Here is a 16,172-nt window from a genome sequence, read left to right as displayed (position 1 = left end):
AATAACTCCTATTTAAAGGAACATAAATACTTATCATATTCCTCAAATTAAGATGGGTTGATGCAAAAGCTGAAAATGTTGTTATTGGGATTATTATATGAAATAAAGAAAAGTTTTTTACATGTAGGTTTATTAGTTTTTAAAGATTAAAATCTATTTAAAAGAAAGATTATGTCTTACTGTAAACGTTATTAATAAGAAGCCATTCTTGTGGATTTCTCTTTTTCAGGTTTGGGATTATAATGAAAGAGAACCATGTCAAAATCTTTTTTCAAAAAAGTGATTTCTCCTTTGATGTTAGAGTATTGATATTCGTCATTAGAAGCATTGTAATTGGGCAAATCAGTACTTTTTCTCAGCTTATATGTTTTTCCGTCCAAATGTATGATTGCTGTATTGGTGGTATTATTTATTGTAACCTCTATATTATCTCCAAGTTCATTAACAAAAATATCTTTTATACTCCCTTTGATATTTGTTTCTGCGGGGCGGTCAACTGCAGTATTGAATTTTTCTTCAGGGTGTTTACATGCTGTTATTATAAGAGTAGCTAAAGCTAGTCCTAAAAATATTTGTAGTAATAGTTTTTTCATGATAATAAATTGTTTTTAGGTGTTTCATAGGTGTTATTATTGTTATTGAAAATTATTTGCTGAAAGTGATCATAAAAAGTTTAGATATGTCACCATTGATATGGGGTAAGCAGATTAATCATTTCCCGATTTCTACCTCGTTATATTAAATTGAAGTATTAAAAAATAATATTCTTCAATAGTACGACTGTGATATCAATAAAGGAATGCTAAAGTACACATGGGTTAGAATGTTGTTTTCATATTTTGCTTATTAATTTTTCAATCAAATATAACAAAAATATCAACATATATTGAATATTATATATAATTCATTATCATAAACATAATATACTGCCATAACCATTAAAAAAATAAAGTACCAAAGTAGTAAATATAAAAATGGAATGCTATTACATTTACTACAAGAAATAAAATAAAGTGAACAAAAATCACTCATTTGTATTTCCTCTGTGTATGTAGCGATTAAAATCTTATTTTTTTTCATTTTATCGGTTTTTGAGATTATTTAATCGGTTTTTCGCAAATATTTTCACGAACACTATAGGCTATCGAATCTGGTAGAAAGAAGCCATAAAAGGCCGATATCAAATCAATGTTATTTATATTACAGACTATCCTAATAATATCCGGAAGATTTATTAAAACTGTTTCTGATCAGCTGATGAACATCAGAAAGCTTATAATATAATTTACCGCTTATCGTATAGTACGGCAGTTTTTTGTCTGACCGGTAACGCTGTAGTGACCGTGAACTGATTTTAAGCATCTGAAGTACTTCCTGGTTATCCAGTAACTGCTCACCATCAATAGAAGACAGTTCATTTTGTTTTGTGCTTATTTTTTCATGAAGGATATCAAATCTTGTCATAATTCTCTCCATCCAAGCCATAAATTCTATTCTATCAATATTCATGATATTTTTTTTATTAGTAGAACAAAGTTTAGGCTTTACATAGAAATTCCTTCGGTAGGCATTCGTAACTACCGAAAGATTTTATGCTAAAAAATAATAGAAGTCAAATTCAGCGGTCTGAATCCAAAAATGCCTGATTCAGATTATCATTTAAAAGCTGAAGAAATTTGGTCCTGTTTATTTTACGGTTCTTGATTTCATGGAGTGTTTTGTAAAAATTCCCCAAACTGACATTCAGCGATCTTTCAGTAAAGCGTATTACCTCACTAAATTCAATATTTCCACCGTTAAAGCAACGTGTTTGATGAAGGGCATATAAAAGTTCAACCAATCCGGACTTTGAAGAAGACCAATCCAATGGAGACTGATCATTTATCTTTTCAAAAACATATCCTTCGGCTTCGCTTATAGATTTCAAAAGATATTTCTCCAGGCGGTCGTTAGCCAGAATCTGGGCAACTAAGTGGTCATGGGAAGTGGCGAACTTTTCATCATAGTTATACAATCCCGATTCGAGCTTTGTTTTAAGGTCAAATTGACTGCGGACAAAATATTTGTGATCCAGAAATGCCGCTTTTCTCCTGTAATACTCATAAAAATCAATATGCTCCTGATAAAAATCTTTTAGCACCTCCAGTTCGCAGTGATAGTACTCTTTAATACTTAACTGCCCTGCATTCGGTTTTGCTGCCTCAATGGATAACAGTCTTGAATAATAGATAAAGCGGGAAATAAAAAGAGGCTTGAGTTCCTTAAAGAAATGGATTTCATCTCCTGCTGCCGAAAACTTGAGGACAACTACCATTGATTTAATATCTCTAATCGCAATATCAATCTCCATTAGCGATTTTTCACAGCATCCTATCCTGTCTTCACTATTTTCAAACTCAATCCTGTCCAATTTTTTATCCAGCAGGGCTAGTAATTTTTCACACTTTTTAAAAAACAACTGAGATTCCATATTTTTTTACATAAAAAGGTACAAAAATAAAATCAGCCACCTCTCAACCCTTATATTATCAACTTATTATTCAACCCCCTGTTCGATTTTCCTGATAAATTCAACGGGGCTCATCGCAGTCATTTCCAGAAACAATTTTGAAAAATTTGATCTATTTGAGAAACCGCATTCTCTGGAAATATCATCAATAGCATATTTTCGCCAAAGAGGATCATTAGTCAGCATTTCTTTGGCATACATAATCCTCAATCGGTTAATGTAGGTATTAAAATTACAGCCTTTATGCTCATTAATAATCGCAGAGAGATATGCAGTATTGGTTTTTAGTTTCTTAGCCAATTGACTTTGTGTCAACCCTTTTTCAAGATAAAAGTTCTTTTCTTCCATATGCTTCAGTTTATTTAAAATATCCGCAACCAGATGTTCTGGCAATTTGAAAGATTTAACAGAATTGGTTTCCTGAGATTCTTCACCAGAAATTTCCATCACTGCCTGAGTCCTCACTAACTCTCCTTTTCTCTTTTTCCATATTCTTTGATAGCCAACTCCAGAAATCACTAAAAGCCCAATCAGACAGAATGCTGCTATGGCGTATCCGAAGCGCGAGGTATTTTCTAATTTTTTCTTTGACTCAATCAGTACTTTTGTATCATATTCCTTATGAATCTTAGTAGACAAATACTTAAAATCTGCTGATAATATTTTATCAAATTTCAACAGCTGATTCGTATAATAAAGTTCTTTTTTAGGGTCTGTATTATTTCTGTAATAATCGATAAGCAGTTCATACGTTTCTCTGGTCGCAGGCAATACAAAGCTGTTTTGCTGAAAGATCGAATCTACTTTTTTAAGATAACCAACACCCTGCTGATCCTGGTTATTTCTGAGCAGAATTTTACCTTTCAAATAATAAATAACCGAAACATTCGTAAAATCATTCACTTTTTCAATACCTGCCAGTGCCGTATTAAAATCTGCTAAGGCTTCCCGATCATTTCTTTCCAAGTACCCCAGTATGGCTTTCAGTTTATAGAAATAGCTTCTTTCGAGGTCAAAATCCTTATCATTAGCAGATTGCTGAAGACCTTCCGATACCAATGGTTCAGCATCCTTATACCTGAACAAGAGTATCAGACATATACTCATCTGATTAAGACTGTTTAGGTATCCCCTCTTCCGGTTATGCCGAAGATTAGGCTGTGTTTCCGAAGCGTTCTGTGTATTATAGTACTGGCGGCATTTTGAAAAGATTTTATAGGCTTCTTCATAATATCCCAGGTAACTTTTAACTACCCCAATATGATACAGATTCTTGTGGTACAGATATGAGTCTTTAGAGTTTTCAAGATAAGCCCATGCTCTCAGATATTCGTCCAAAGCTTTTTGGTATTTCCGCAGCGTAAAATAATAGATACTTCCTTTAGTTAAGTAGGCATTACCGATTACGTCAGAATCCTTTGCTAAGGAAGCAGCCCCTATTACACTGTCTGCATACATAAGTTTTTTTTCTTTGCTGAAATAGACTGCATCCCGGTAAGCCTGTGAAAGTTCTTTATAATTCTTTACTTTTTTCGCTTCCCTGATATAGACATCAACAAATTCCATGGCATGGCTGTCATTTTCATCAAAATTATCATACCGTGCTCTATAGTCTGAAAATTTCTGACCATTCATTAAAACACCAATACACATGAAAAGAAATATTGCTTTTTTCAAAACGGAAAAAGTTTTATTAATAAATTTTTAAGATCTGATGAATATTATTCAAAAGTACGTAAAATGAAACAGGAATAAAACTATTTCAACGCACAGGGAATTTTACCACTGACAAAACACAAAACAAATAACTGATTATCAAATAATTAAACTCTAAACAAAGGCTGAATTAATTTACAAAACGGCCATATATTTTTTATAAATCAGCCCAAAACATCTTTTTTTTCAGCAAATACTTGTCCTACATTCGTTCTCAGAATTCTAGAGAAAACCGGCCGGGATTATTAATTTTTAAATCCCAAATCATGAAGAATGCAATTTATATTTCTATGGGAATTATATTCTCATTACTGTTATTTTCCTGTCATCCAAACGATCTTACCTCTACTGAAGACATGGAAGAAATGAATGAAAACATTCAAAACTACAGTACTTTTTCAGCCAAGGCAGACAGTACTACTTATAAAGATACTGATCCACCTAAAGACCGTGATCATTGGAGACCTCCAGGAATCTATAATGAGAGGAAATGAGCACCAAAGTGAAATTACCTGTAACCGCAGCATCCGGACAATTATGTCCAGTCAGCGGAGTTTGGAAAAACAAAGGAACTTTTACGACAATAATAACTATTTCGGAGAAAACAACGATGCCGGAATACTGCGGAGTAAAGGTTGTATGGATCTTATTATATCAATACTGAACTAATTACCATGAGAAAATTAATTCCCTTACTACCCACAGCGGTTACCTATTTTTTTGTATTATTATTTACCTACGCTTCGGTTAATAAGATCCTGGATTTTGAAAATTTCCAGATCCAGATTGCCCAGTCTCCACTTCTCACCGCATACGCTGGACCCATCTCCTACCTGGTTATTATCGTTGAAGTATTGATTGTCATGCTGCTGCTGATTAGAAGTACACGGCCGCTAGGTTTGTTTTTCTCCTTAGGAATGATGATGAGTTTTACTGTTTACATTTATCTGATCTTACACTATAGTGAATCAATCCCTTGTTCCTGCGGAGGCATTCTGGAAAAGATGGACTGGAAAGAACATCTCCTATTTAATATAGCCTGCGTAGTATTGGCCGTCATTGCCCTTATCTCTATCTATTTTAAAAGAAGATACAGAAGTAAGGTTTACTTACAAATAGCTGTAATGATTTTTATAAGTTCACTGCTTGTTATCCTGCTATATATAAGTTCTGAAAATACAGTTAGAAAAGAAAATAATTTTACCCGCCGTTTTCTGGCTCATCCTATTATCCAGGATAAGGTCCTGGAGCTGGACAATGAGTACTATTATTTTGCAGGAAACAGCCAGGGAAAAGTCTTTCTGGGGAACGCTTCTTTTCCACTACTGCTCACCACTATTGAAAGAATTTTTAAAACACCGGAATCAAAGAGAATACACCCTGATCATACTGATTTTAATTACACCAATTTACAGTTCAAAGTATCGGGACCTTATTATTATCTGTATGACGGCAGCGTCCCTATTATCTACAGAGGAAAAATAAAAGACTCTTCAGCACATACCATCAGCTATAATGACGTATACTTTAATCAGCTGGCGGTGATAGATTCTTCTCATTTTGCACTAAGAATCCGAAGCAGTGAAACAGGGGAATATGAGTTAGGACTGCTGGCTCTGAATAAACAGCCTAAATTCAGCTTAGCTGAGGAACTACTGCAAAAACAGATTGACGGAATATTCGATGCAGACGGCCAGCTGGCCGCTGATCAAAAAAGCGGAAATATTATCTATATGTATTCTTACAGAAACCAATTTCTAATCATGAATAATAGTCTGCAGTTAAAAGATAAGATGAAAACCATTGATACCATTTCAAAAGCACAGGTTGAGCCTGTTAAACTTTCAGACGGCACAATGAAGCTAAAGTCCCGCCCCTTAAAGGTTAACTCAGCAATTACTACAAACGGCCCCTTTCTATTTAACCAATCCCACTTAATGGGAAAACATGAACCCAAAGAACGCTGGAAAAATGCAACGGTAATCGACATTTATCGTACAGACCGGCAGGAATATGCAGGGAGCTTTTATATAGACCATATCGATCACAAACCTGTATCCCAGATTATGGTAACCGATCAATACCTGTATGCTCTTATCGGGAAGAAATTAGTCCGTTATCGATACAGAACAAGCAATGTAAAATATTTTACGACAGGGGAAGCTGAAAACCTGAACAACGAGTAAGCAATCATTTACCAAAAACTTCAATTATTATGAAAAAGTTTCTAATTCCTACCGCCCTGATAATTATGGGCACAGGAGGTGCATTAGCATCAAACATCGAAAGTTCATCCAAAGTAGTTACTATTGGATACAGAGTCGGAAATTTCGGAGAACCTACTTGTGTACCAGTTAAAAACTGTGAAACAACAAACACTGGAATTCTTTGTACCTACACAGATGCCACTGGCCCTCACAATCTAAAAAGAATGAGCGGCTCGCAGTGTTTTGGAGATTTGTTTGAAATTCTACCGTAAACCAACTTTCCATTAACAAAGAGAAGGATGCCACAAGGTATCCTTCTTTTTATATATCCCCGACTCTACCTATCCAATAAAAATTCCCGACAAAAAGTACCACACTTGCTACTAATGGCAAAAAAATTGTAATTATTTGAATAAATATATATCGTATGAACAATACAGTAAAAATAGCATTGGCCTTAGCGGCAGGGAGCTCTTTGCTTTATATGGGCCTGCGAAAAAGAATCAAACAGAAAAAAGTATACCTCGCCCCTGACGGAAATACTTATAAGGAAAATCAGATTTACCGTACCTATGACAACAAACTCTATAAAAACGGTAAAGAATTCCATTATAATCTTCCGGATCAACATGATGAACTAACCTCCAATATGAAGAGCATCAAAGTAAATAAAAATAGCCCCTTGAATTACAATACCACTCAGAAAAACACTGCTTACCATCATAAAGGAGTAAGGCATCATTAGAATTAATCATAAAAATATTACACCACTAACCACAAAAAATAATATTATGAGAAATTTATTATGGCTTATTGCAGTAATCTGCATCGTTGTATGGCTTTTAGGAATGCTTGGAATTATTCCTGGTATGAATACGGGGAGTCTAGTACACACCCTGTTGGTAATTGCCATCATTGTTGTTCTGATCAATATTTTTACCGGCAGAAAACCTCTTAATTAGAGAAACATTATACTGTAAAAGGATGCTTAAAGCATCCTTTTACAGTATAATGTTATATTGGATCGTTAGAAACCAAATTAATAAAAGTTTACGAAGCACTATATTTTCATTATCTATGTTTTACATTCTTATTATTCCAAATTACTAAGCCAATCTTTGAAATATCCTTTTTGTTATATTTTCAGTCTGTTGTTATTCTATTCACGAGTGTATTAATCTTCCGGATTTTAAGATTTTTTTAAGTACCACATCTCAGCAAATAGGCTGTTTAAGGCATGACACTTGCAAAGTTAATACTACCATTCAAAAAATATACAGTATGAACAACCAAAAAACAGTGTCAGTACTAAACGATTTACTGAACATTACAAACGACAGAATTCAAGGATTTTCTAAAGTTGAAGATAAGGTATGGGAGCAGTATCCTCTGCTACGGTCAGAATATGACACCATGGTATCGCAGTCACATACTATGAAAAATCAGCTTACCGATCTGATAACGGAGAGAGGAGGCACACCTGATCAGTCAGGTTCTGCGGCAGGCGCTATTCACAGAGCCTGGATTGATGTGAAAAATTCTTTTTCGGCAGACAAAGCCGATACAACTATAGGAAATGTGGTATATGGTGAAAGTGCTGCTATTGATGCTTATCAGGATGCCTTAGACAGCGATGATTTATGTCCGGAAAGTTCCAGAGTCATACTTGATCAGCTTCACCAATTAAAAGCTTCTCATGATAAATTTGAGAATCTTGAAGATTTAAAGAATTAAGAAAATATCTGCTTCATAATGATGAGCAGCATTCTATTGCCAGAAGGATAAGCTCGTTCATTTCTTTTAACCTAAAAAATTTAATTATGTCAAAAAAAATTGCAATATTGGCCACACACGGCTTCGAAGAGAGCGAACTAAGCTCCCCTAAAGATTATCTGGAACAGCAGGGATGGACTACGCACATTGTAAGCCCTGAAACGGGAGGTATCAAATCCTGGGCAGAAAAAAACTGGGGCAAAGAATATCCTGTAGATCAAAACCTGGAAAATGCAGATGCTTCAGACTACGATGCTCTTGTATTACCGGGTGGAGTTATTAATCCTGATCAGCTAAGAACCAATGAAAAAGCTATTGCCTTTGTAAAAGATTTTTTTTCCCAGCATAAACCCGTAGGGGCAATCTGCCACGGACCTCAGATTCTCATTAATGCTGGCGTTGTCGAAGGAAGAGATTTAACCTCAGTCTACTCTATCAGCCAGGATTTAAAAAATGCAGGAGCCCGTTGGGAAGATCAGGAAGTCGTTGTTGATTCCGGGCTTGTTACTAGCAGAACTCCCAAAGACCTTCCCGCGTTCAACGCAAAACTCGTAGAGGAAATCAATGAAGGTAAACACTAGAATTATCGGGGATTCAGCATTAGAAATTGAGGGAATAACCTGTTATAAATAGTTACAAAAGTATGTCAGGGTTTTAAAATATCACCCATATAAAATGGAAAAAGGATGCTAATCAGCATCCTTTTTGATTTGGTTGTCAATCCATGGGATGTCTCTCTTCCCTTTCAGAAAATAATCCCACCAATCCTGTATTCTTAAAGCCAGGTCTTTCTCTGCTTTTGAACCTATGGTAAAAACATGGGCTTCTCCCGGATAAAACAAGGCTACAACATCTTTCTTATTCCGTTTCAGCCCGATATAAAATTCCATGGTCTGGTCCCACACAATCCTTTTATCTTCCATTCCAGTCCATAAAAGCATGGGAGCATTTACTTTATGTACATTTTCAATCGGATTATTATCCATATACAGCTTTTTATTCTCTGCAAAAGCAGCATGCATATTATACTGTCCCTCTTCAAACTGCCAGTAAAAAGGAGTAGACGAGGTCTCATTATATGAAAAATACATTCTGGTCAGATCACTGGCTCCTGCACCCGAAATATAAGTTTTAAAACGATTGGAATTTCCTGCTATAAAATTCGCCCGGTACCCTCCAAAAGAATGACCGATCAATCCTACATTTGTAAGATCAACGTCTGTATGAGTTTTTAATACATCCAGTGAGCTTTCTACACAATCCAATGCTGACTTTCCTACCCCTGAAGGTCCGTTCACAATATCCGGCAGATACACAAAATACCCTTCCTCTAATAGCTTTCTAATCGAAAACCCCACCGGAAAATTATTCAGAGGGGATAGATACTGATTCGGATTCCTGCTCTGCACTTCATAGATATGAACCACGATTGGATATTTTTTCCCCTCAATATATCCAATAGGATAATATAAAAGTCCTTTCAGAGCCGTTCCTTCCCTATTGTTAAAACTAATCACCTCCCTCCTTATTGACGCTGATATTTTATCATGCACATTACTCTGAAATAAAATATTCCCTTTTTCTTTTCCTATCTCCTTATAGACAATCCTAGGCGGAAAATGAAGACTTTCTTCTACATACACCACCTTTTTTAAAGATTCATCCGTTTTATACCATGTTATATTCGAAGCTGAAGAAGCCATGAGTGTATCAAGCCTGCCCTTCTCCCATTTCAAAAAGGTTTTCTCAATCGTTCCTTTTCTGGTAACTGCCAGCAGCACCGGTACATCTACATTCAGTATACTTCTCCTAAAATTATAACCCGAATCAGGATACAAATCCGTTTCATCTTTCGTAACTACCTTTACTTCATTTTCATGATCGATATTAAGTGCGATAAACTGTCCCTTCTTTATTTCATACTTCCAAAGATCGCTACTACTTTCAAAATAGATCGTTCTGCCATCTGGACTGAAATATGCTTTTGTCAAATCTTTCTTCTCCAGCACTGTTCTCCTCGAAGTCTCCCTATCTACCAATACCCATAAGCACTCCTTATTTTTATATATAAAATGACTTCCCCGGTCTGACACTGAAACTTCTGCCTGTAGTATACCCAGATCCTCATACCTACCCTTTTTACGATCATACAGAAAACCGTGAATCAGAGGAAACAGTGTTGAATAATTCTGTAACTCCTCCCTGTTAAACATCAAAAAATAATCAGGATTATTCAGGCTTATTACTGTTGAAAAACGGTCAGAGGGAACACTCATCAACTCATTACCATCCTTTTTCCATATCCAGTACCTCTTTACAAAAGAACCTTCCTGCTTGGCTTCCAGATTACCATCATTTCCATACCAGATATCAACCGTACCCTTTTCCACCGGAATATGGGTCATTCCTGTAATCATCATAGCACTTCCGTTTTGTATTTCGGTAAAACGCAGGTATTCTTCTTTTCTAACCTCACCTATATTAGGAAACACCAGTTCCCCTCTCTTTGTATCCAGCAACACAACCTTCTGAAATGAACTGTTTACACCTCCTCCATCTCTTGTTTCTTCTTTAAGAATCAAAAAACTTTCTGAAGGTGTTTCTTCCATACTCCGGATCATACCCGGCGCAGCATACACGCTCTCTACTTTATTACCGGAATACTTTACCAGCTGAGTCTCCCTGCCTGATTTTTTTACGATATACAATACAGATCCTGAACCGCTCACCTTAAAATACTGCACCCGCTCTACTTTCTCCAGCAGAGCAGATTTCGCATCATAGATATGAAGAATACTGTCACTAGTCTGCAAAAAATACTTATCCCCTTTCTCCATCACTCCACTCTGCATTACATTTACTGATTCTCTGCCCTCCCGGCCTGTCTTCGGTTCTTTCTGCATTCCGGTCCGCAGATTCCACAGCACTGCTTTTCCCTGCCCCAATGCCAGCAGCTGGTCACCTTTTACAAACGAGTACTGGTATTTTTTGGTCAGTGTGCCTACCAGGGATGTTACCCCTGACCTCCCTGTAGCCAGTACTACTGCCGTATCATAATTCTGCCTGTAGACTTTTGTGGCCACTATCCACTTCCCGTCATCAGACACTTTGTTAACGGCAATATTGTAAAATTCTGAACTTTCATCTCTCACTGAATCCTGCCGAAACTGTCCATAACAGATCATCCCCATAAGAATCAATAAAAGAATTATCAGTTTATTGATATTAATAGCCATTATTCTGAGGTTTTAAATTAGGATTAAGCAACAGATCTTTCTGGGGAACCGGCCATAGGCTGTGAAAAGATTTCCAGTTTGGTTTTACCGCCTGCAAATCAACAAGTCTGTTATTTCGTTTTAAATCCAGGAATCGGTGTCCCATTTCGGTAAAGAACTCCCTCCTGTTTTCTAAAAGGATTTCACTCAGCAACACTTCTTTTGAAACTGATGCTAAAGCATTCAGTCCTGCTCTCTGCCTCACCGGATTGATATACTGCAATGCTTCCCCAACTTTATTCTGCTGAGTCAGTGCTTCAGTGAGCAGTAAATACACTTCTTCCAAACGAAACACTATAGAATCCTCCGTATCATTACTAGTTATATTTTTATACTTATTCACGCGATACCAGGTATTTCCTCCTACAGTTACCGCAGCCATCCACTGCTGTTTTCTAAGGTCTCCCGCTTCAAAAGAACTCATCAGACTTTCAGACAGCGCATATCCCGTAGGCGCTGCCCCTGAAAAGTAATACACCATGGCTTCTTTCACAGGATCACCGGGATTCGCAGGTTTTATCTGCCATATTATATGTTTTGAATCCCTCTGAAACACTTTTGACAGGTCATTCTGAAAATTATACAGCGGACTTCCCAGAATCGTTTTCAGGACAGTTTCTGCCTGAGCCCACTTCTGCTCCAGCATATACACTCTGGCCAGCATCAGCTCAGCTCCTTTACGGTTAGGATATACCCTTTCGGCATCCCTGTACTGATCTGGAAGCAACTCTCCACAACGTACAAGATCCGCTTCCAGTCTTGACAGCACTTCTATAGATTCTACCCTTGGCAGAGACTGATTTACTGTATAATCCGTACTTACCGGGTAAGGAACCGCCCCAAAGAGTTGCTGAAGATAAAACAGCATGATGCTTCGCACCAGAAGGGCTTCCCCTTCTATCCTATTCTTTTCATTACCCGGCAGCGCAGATGCTCTGACGCCTTCAATAATAGCATTGGCAGCATAGATGTGCTGATAGGCCGTAGACCATACCGAATACACCGTAGAATTGGTATCGGTCTGCTGGTTATGATACAGCGCCAGTACGCCATTGGTATCCGTTAAGGCATAAGAATCCAGATCATCCGTATAGACTCCTAGGAAAGCTCCCAGTGACTCCCCTGAGAGCGGTGAGTTATCTCTCAATCCTGCATACAACCCAGCCAGCGCTGCATTAGCGGTCTGAACATCCGCAAAGACCTTATCCTTTCCGATCTGATTGGAAGGCGTTTCCACTTCCAGCATCTTCTCACAGGAGAAAAGAAGCACACACAACAGCAGGACCAATCCCCTGCTTCTAAAGAACCTCATCAATTGACAACATTGATTTATATTGATTTTAGAATTTTTCATTATTAATTTTTTAGCTTTTATATTTTATAGTGTAATCAAAACCCCCATTGAATAGGTTTTTAAAGGAGGCAGGAAGCCAATATTCCTGAACTCAGGATCAGGCCCGAAATACTTCGTAAAAGTCAGCAGGTTCTGTCCCTGAAAATAGACCTTCACACTTTTAAAAGCTCCTTTTACCGGAACCTTATACCCCAGCTCCAGGTTCTTAAGGCGGATGAATGAAGCATCAGACACCGCTGCCGTACTGTTCATAAAAAATACATGAAGCTGATTCTTGATCCCATTGCTCCCTGAAGAATACGGCATATAGGTTCCGACCGGATTCTCAGCAGACCATACATCCATTACCTCCTGAGGCTGGTTATTCATCGTTCCCGGTATGGGCATGATATTGTTATAATTCCAGTTTCTCTGTTTCACAAACTGAAAGAGAAATGACAGGTTCCAGTTCTTAAGGCGGAGGGTATTGTTCCATCCCCCAAAATACCGTACACCGATATTTTCTATGGCCTGCCTGTCGTCCGGAGCTGAGATCTTCCCATCCCCGTTAAAATCTTTGAACCGATACAGTCCTGTAGCCGGATCAATCCCTTCATACTGATATACTTTTACCGATGTAATGGGCTGTCCTATAACATAGGTATTGGCATAGGTAGAACCTGCCAGCCCCGGAAAAGAAACCAGCTTGTTTTTAGGAAAACTGATATTGATCCCGGATTCCCACTGAAAATCTCCTCCTGAAAAAGGTTTAGCGGAAAGTTCCAGTTCCCAGCCTGAATTCTCCACTACGGCATCCAGATTGGCCAGTACACTTGGAAACCCTGTTATAGATGGAAGCTGATAACCTACCAGCTGGCTTGAAGAACGGTTCCTGTACCACGCCGCAGTCAGGTTAATCTTGTTCTTGAAAAATCCCAGCTCCAAAGCTGCTTCCAGCTTAGTGGTCTTCTCCCAGCTGTAATTGGGATTATACAACCTTGAAGGATTCAGCCCTGCGGTATTGTTATACAGGTATTCTGAGAGGTCATAGGTATCCAGATACCCATAGTCTCCTATATTATCACTTCCGGTAGTTCCGTAGCTGCTACGAAGTTTCCCAAAGCTCAGCCATTTCTTATTTTTCAGGAAAGATTCCTGAGAGAATATCCATGCTGCTCCCACAGCCCCGAAATTCGCAAACTTATTACTGGGACCAAATCGGCTGCTTCCATCCCTTCTTCCGGTCACATTCAGGATATACCTTCCGGCATACTGGTAATTCACCCTTCCAAAGAATGCAGCATACCGGTATTCCGTTCTGATCTGATCGGTAATGATCTTCGTCCTGGCTGCTCCTACATTCTTTATAAAAGCATTGCTCTCAAATCCAATTCCGATCATAGAACCCTGCGTGCCTGTTTCCCGCTGAAAGGTAGTCCCTACTAGCACATCCAAGGCATGTCTGCCCTTCTTCATCCGCCAGTTGAGCTGAGGTTCCAGAATAAACGAAAACCGATCCTGATTACTCTTATACGACTGCGAGCTTGCACTGGACTGTCCCTGATAGGAAGCAGGATTATACATGGTATTAGGCTTTAAGGACCTTTCATCAAAAGACTGGTAATTCAGTCCCCCATTAAATTTCAGAAACCAATGTTCGAGCAGTTCATACTGCACATTCATATTGGTTAAAAACTGCTTGTTCTCATAGGAATAAGAACTGTTATAGAGTCCTGCCGGATTGTTAAAGGTATTGTTCTCCCAATTGAGGCTTCCATCCGCCAGATACAAAGCCGGAGCATTGGGTACTATCAGGAAAGCCTGTCTGGTGATATCCTCACTCAGTACATTATTCTTTTGAAGCGAGAACCTGCTGGAAACACTCAGCTGAAAACGTTTATCTTCAGAACTGTGGCTGATATTGGCAGAAAGATTATCCGCCTTATACTTAAAGTCTTTTGAAAACACGGTAGATTGCTCATTGTGTCCATAGCCTACCAAAAAACTTGTTCTCTCATTCCCTCCGCTTAGAGAGACATTCGTGGTAAAAGCATCTGCGGTATTTCCGATCAGTGATTTCCTCCAATCCATATATCTCCCCTGATCCCACACTCCATTGATATCATAGGCATTAGCCGGATAGGAAGAAATCCCGTCATTCTGATAAGCCTGCCTTCGCATCCTTAGATAATCCCCAGTCTTCATCATGGTAAGGTTATTAATCACAGAACTTACTGCATAGGAAGTCCCCACATTTAATCCCAGATTCCCTGCTCCTCCTGCACCTGCACCAGCTTTCCCGCTCTTCCCTTTCTTCGTGGTCACCAGCACTACTCCATTCGCTCCCCTAGATCCATAGATCGAGGTTGCATCCGCATCTTTCAGAATCTCAATACTCTCAATATCCGCAGGATTAATACTGTTAAGCGGGTTGATACTGCTGGCAGGCAGTACCGCTCCTGAAAACTGGGAAGCCATTTCTCCTCCTACCGGAACCCCGTCCACTACATACAGTGGATTATTTCCAAGAGACCTGAGACTATTCTTCCCTCTTATCTGAATATCATACCCTCCACCCGGCATTCCCGAGTTCTGTACAATATTCACTCCCGCTACCCTTCCCTGAGCCGCTGAGAGTACATTGGTGACAGGTTGATTTCCGATATCTTTTGCTAAAACTTTGGCGATACTACCGGTTCTTTCTTTGTCTTTAACCTTATAGTAGCCAGCGTTGAGAATAACTTCTTCGATTCCCTTTACTTTTTGTTCTAAACTGATATTAACGACTTTCTGATTAGTGAGTGTGAATTTTTCTTCTGCATAATCAGGGTGTCTGAACAATAGGATGGTATTTTCTGCTGAAACCTGTATTGTGTAGGTTCCGTTGTTGCCGGTCATGGTTATCTGATCCCTACCCTCTTGGGAGATTATAACTCCCTGTAAAGGTTTGCCGGATGAGGTTACAGTACCGGAAATGGTGCGTGTTTGGGCTTTTGTATCGATGCTTACAGCGGTAAACATGAGCCCAAAGAAAATGCCTCCTATATGGTAATAGGAATTTTTCATAGATTTGTAAAGGTTTTTAATTTTTAAAGATTAATTACTGAACTACGCTCTTTCCCGTTGGTCTGCAAACTCTATGGGAAGGGGCTTTTTTCTTTCTTCTGATTTTTAAGTTGAGTAGTTTTTTGATTCATTTATTAAATAAAGACTTTCCTGATGCCCTTTGGTATGAAAAAGGACTGGTGAAGTTCTGTAATCAGTGACCTTTAGGGCACCGGAAAGAATTTAATATGAATGAAATCTGTGTTCCCGTGTAAGCTTTTTAAAGCCGCAATAGGTTGTACCCTCCTATTGTA

At 38.2% G+C, this 16,172-nt stretch carries 15 protein-coding genes; 8 read left to right on the top strand and 7 right to left on the bottom strand.

Going from position 1 to position 16,172, the window contains the following annotated elements:
• Positions 1 to 191: 191 nt before the first annotated feature.
• The 4 genes from KIK00_RS01000 to KIK00_RS00985 all read right to left on the bottom strand — a co-directional run bounded on the left by KIK00_RS01000 (position 192) and on the right by KIK00_RS00985 (position 4,186).
• The gene (locus KIK00_RS01000) at positions 192 to 593 is read right to left on the bottom strand and encodes a hypothetical protein (protein WP_255814714.1); all 402 of its coding nucleotides are present in this window, start codon (positions 591 to 593) and stop codon (positions 192 to 194) included.
• A gap of 619 nt (positions 594 to 1,212) precedes the next feature.
• Positions 1,213 to 1,509: a helix-turn-helix domain-containing protein gene (locus KIK00_RS00995; RefSeq protein ID WP_255814713.1), complete on the bottom strand. Its 297-nt coding sequence runs from the start codon at positions 1,507 to 1,509 to the stop codon at positions 1,213 to 1,215.
• Between the two features lie 109 nt (positions 1,510 to 1,618).
• The gene (locus tag KIK00_RS00990) at positions 1,619 to 2,470 is read right to left on the bottom strand and encodes an RteC domain-containing protein (protein ID WP_255814712.1); all 852 of its coding nucleotides are present in this window, start codon (positions 2,468 to 2,470) and stop codon (positions 1,619 to 1,621) included.
• A 66-nt stretch (positions 2,471 to 2,536) separates the two neighbouring features.
• Complete coding sequence (locus KIK00_RS00985; protein WP_255814711.1) at positions 2,537 to 4,186, bottom strand: helix-turn-helix domain-containing protein; 1,650 nt, start codon at positions 4,184 to 4,186, stop codon at positions 2,537 to 2,539.
• 305 nt (positions 4,187 to 4,491) lie between these two features.
• Between KIK00_RS00985 and KIK00_RS00980 the strand changes: the two genes are divergently transcribed.
• From KIK00_RS00980 to KIK00_RS00945, 8 genes are all read left to right on the top strand, one after another.
• Positions 4,492 to 4,719 carry a hypothetical protein gene (locus KIK00_RS00980; protein WP_255814710.1) on the top strand — a complete coding sequence of 76 codons (228 nt, stop codon included), beginning with the start codon at positions 4,492 to 4,494 and terminating at the stop codon, positions 4,717 to 4,719.
• Positions 4,716 to 4,889, top strand: a complete 174-nt coding sequence (locus KIK00_RS00975) for a hypothetical protein (protein ID WP_255814709.1) — start codon at positions 4,716 to 4,718, stop codon at positions 4,887 to 4,889. Before KIK00_RS00980 ends, KIK00_RS00975 begins: the two co-directional genes overlap by 4 nt.
• A gap of 10 nt (positions 4,890 to 4,899) precedes the next feature.
• Positions 4,900 to 6,411: a DoxX family protein gene (locus KIK00_RS00970; protein ID WP_255814708.1), complete on the top strand. Its 1,512-nt coding sequence runs from the start codon at positions 4,900 to 4,902 to the stop codon at positions 6,409 to 6,411.
• A 29-nt stretch (positions 6,412 to 6,440) separates the two neighbouring features.
• Positions 6,441 to 6,704, top strand: coding sequence for a DUF6520 family protein (locus KIK00_RS00965; protein WP_255814707.1), 264 nt, complete (start codon positions 6,441 to 6,443; stop codon positions 6,702 to 6,704).
• A 155-nt stretch (positions 6,705 to 6,859) separates the two neighbouring features.
• Positions 6,860 to 7,177 (top strand): hypothetical protein, encoded by a 318-nt coding sequence (locus tag KIK00_RS00960; protein WP_255814706.1) that lies wholly within the window; start codon positions 6,860 to 6,862, stop codon positions 7,175 to 7,177.
• Between the two features lie 46 nt (positions 7,178 to 7,223).
• Positions 7,224 to 7,394 (top strand): lmo0937 family membrane protein, encoded by a 171-nt coding sequence (locus KIK00_RS00955; protein ID WP_255814705.1) that lies wholly within the window; start codon positions 7,224 to 7,226, stop codon positions 7,392 to 7,394.
• Positions 7,395 to 7,713: 319 nt separating this feature from the next.
• Positions 7,714 to 8,166, top strand: coding sequence for a PA2169 family four-helix-bundle protein (locus tag KIK00_RS00950; RefSeq protein ID WP_255814704.1), 453 nt, complete (start codon positions 7,714 to 7,716; stop codon positions 8,164 to 8,166).
• 86 nt (positions 8,167 to 8,252) lie between these two features.
• On the top strand, positions 8,253 to 8,786 hold the full coding sequence (locus KIK00_RS00945; RefSeq protein ID WP_255814703.1) for a type 1 glutamine amidotransferase domain-containing protein: 534 nt from the start codon (positions 8,253 to 8,255) through the stop codon (positions 8,784 to 8,786).
• 108 nt (positions 8,787 to 8,894) lie between these two features.
• On the opposite strand, the gene KIK00_RS00940 is transcribed toward KIK00_RS00945, so the two are convergent.
• From KIK00_RS00940 to KIK00_RS00930, 3 genes are read right to left on the bottom strand one after another with little or no spacing between them, the layout of a single operon-like run.
• Complete coding sequence (locus KIK00_RS00940) at positions 8,895 to 11,441, bottom strand: S9 family peptidase (protein WP_255814702.1); 2,547 nt, start codon at positions 11,439 to 11,441, stop codon at positions 8,895 to 8,897.
• Entirely contained in the window at positions 11,431 to 12,834 is a 1,404-nt protein-coding gene (locus KIK00_RS00935; protein ID WP_255814701.1) for a RagB/SusD family nutrient uptake outer membrane protein, read from the bottom strand. Before KIK00_RS00935 ends, KIK00_RS00940 begins: the two co-directional genes overlap by 11 nt.
• Before the next feature lie 24 nt (positions 12,835 to 12,858).
• A complete protein-coding gene (locus KIK00_RS00930; RefSeq protein WP_255814700.1) occupies positions 12,859 to 15,879 on the bottom strand; it encodes a SusC/RagA family TonB-linked outer membrane protein in 3,021 nt (1,006 codons plus the stop codon).
• Positions 15,880 to 16,172 lie beyond the last annotated feature (293 nt).

This window comes from Chryseobacterium sp. MA9, from assembly GCF_024399315.1.
In the GTDB taxonomy this organism is placed as follows: Bacteria; Bacteroidota; Bacteroidia; order Flavobacteriales; family Weeksellaceae; genus Chryseobacterium.
This window is presented reverse-complemented; position numbering and strand designations above follow the sequence as displayed.

Excerpts from the sequence above, each read along its gene's own strand:
- KIK00_RS00960 (WP_255814706.1), top strand. The coding sequence starts at position 6,860 with ATGAACAATACAGTAAAAATAGCATTGGCCTTAGCGGCAGGGAGCTCT.
- KIK00_RS00990 (WP_255814712.1), bottom strand. The coding sequence starts at position 2,470 with ATGGAATCTCAGTTGTTTTTTAAAAAGTGTGAAAAATTACTAGCCCTG.
- KIK00_RS00970 (WP_255814708.1), top strand. The coding sequence starts at position 4,900 with ATGAGAAAATTAATTCCCTTACTACCCACAGCGGTTACCTATTTTTTT.
- KIK00_RS00995 (WP_255814713.1), bottom strand. The coding sequence starts at position 1,509 with ATGAATATTGATAGAATAGAATTTATGGCTTGGATGGAGAGAATTATG.
- KIK00_RS00940 (WP_255814702.1), bottom strand. The coding sequence starts at position 11,441 with ATGGCTATTAATATCAATAAACTGATAATTCTTTTATTGATTCTTATG.
- KIK00_RS01000 (WP_255814714.1), bottom strand. The coding sequence starts at position 593 with ATGAAAAAACTATTACTACAAATATTTTTAGGACTAGCTTTAGCTACT.
- KIK00_RS00975 (WP_255814709.1), top strand. The coding sequence starts at position 4,716 with ATGAGCACCAAAGTGAAATTACCTGTAACCGCAGCATCCGGACAATTA.
- KIK00_RS00980 (WP_255814710.1), top strand. The coding sequence starts at position 4,492 with ATGAAGAATGCAATTTATATTTCTATGGGAATTATATTCTCATTACTG.
- KIK00_RS00955 (WP_255814705.1), top strand. The coding sequence starts at position 7,224 with ATGAGAAATTTATTATGGCTTATTGCAGTAATCTGCATCGTTGTATGG.
- KIK00_RS00945 (WP_255814703.1), top strand. The coding sequence starts at position 8,253 with ATGTCAAAAAAAATTGCAATATTGGCCACACACGGCTTCGAAGAGAGC.
- KIK00_RS00930 (WP_255814700.1), bottom strand. The coding sequence starts at position 15,879 with ATGAAAAATTCCTATTACCATATAGGAGGCATTTTCTTTGGGCTCATG.
- KIK00_RS00950 (WP_255814704.1), top strand. The coding sequence starts at position 7,714 with ATGAACAACCAAAAAACAGTGTCAGTACTAAACGATTTACTGAACATT.
- KIK00_RS00935 (WP_255814701.1), bottom strand. The coding sequence starts at position 12,834 with ATGAAAAATTCTAAAATCAATATAAATCAATGTTGTCAATTGATGAGG.
- KIK00_RS00965 (WP_255814707.1), top strand. The coding sequence starts at position 6,441 with ATGAAAAAGTTTCTAATTCCTACCGCCCTGATAATTATGGGCACAGGA.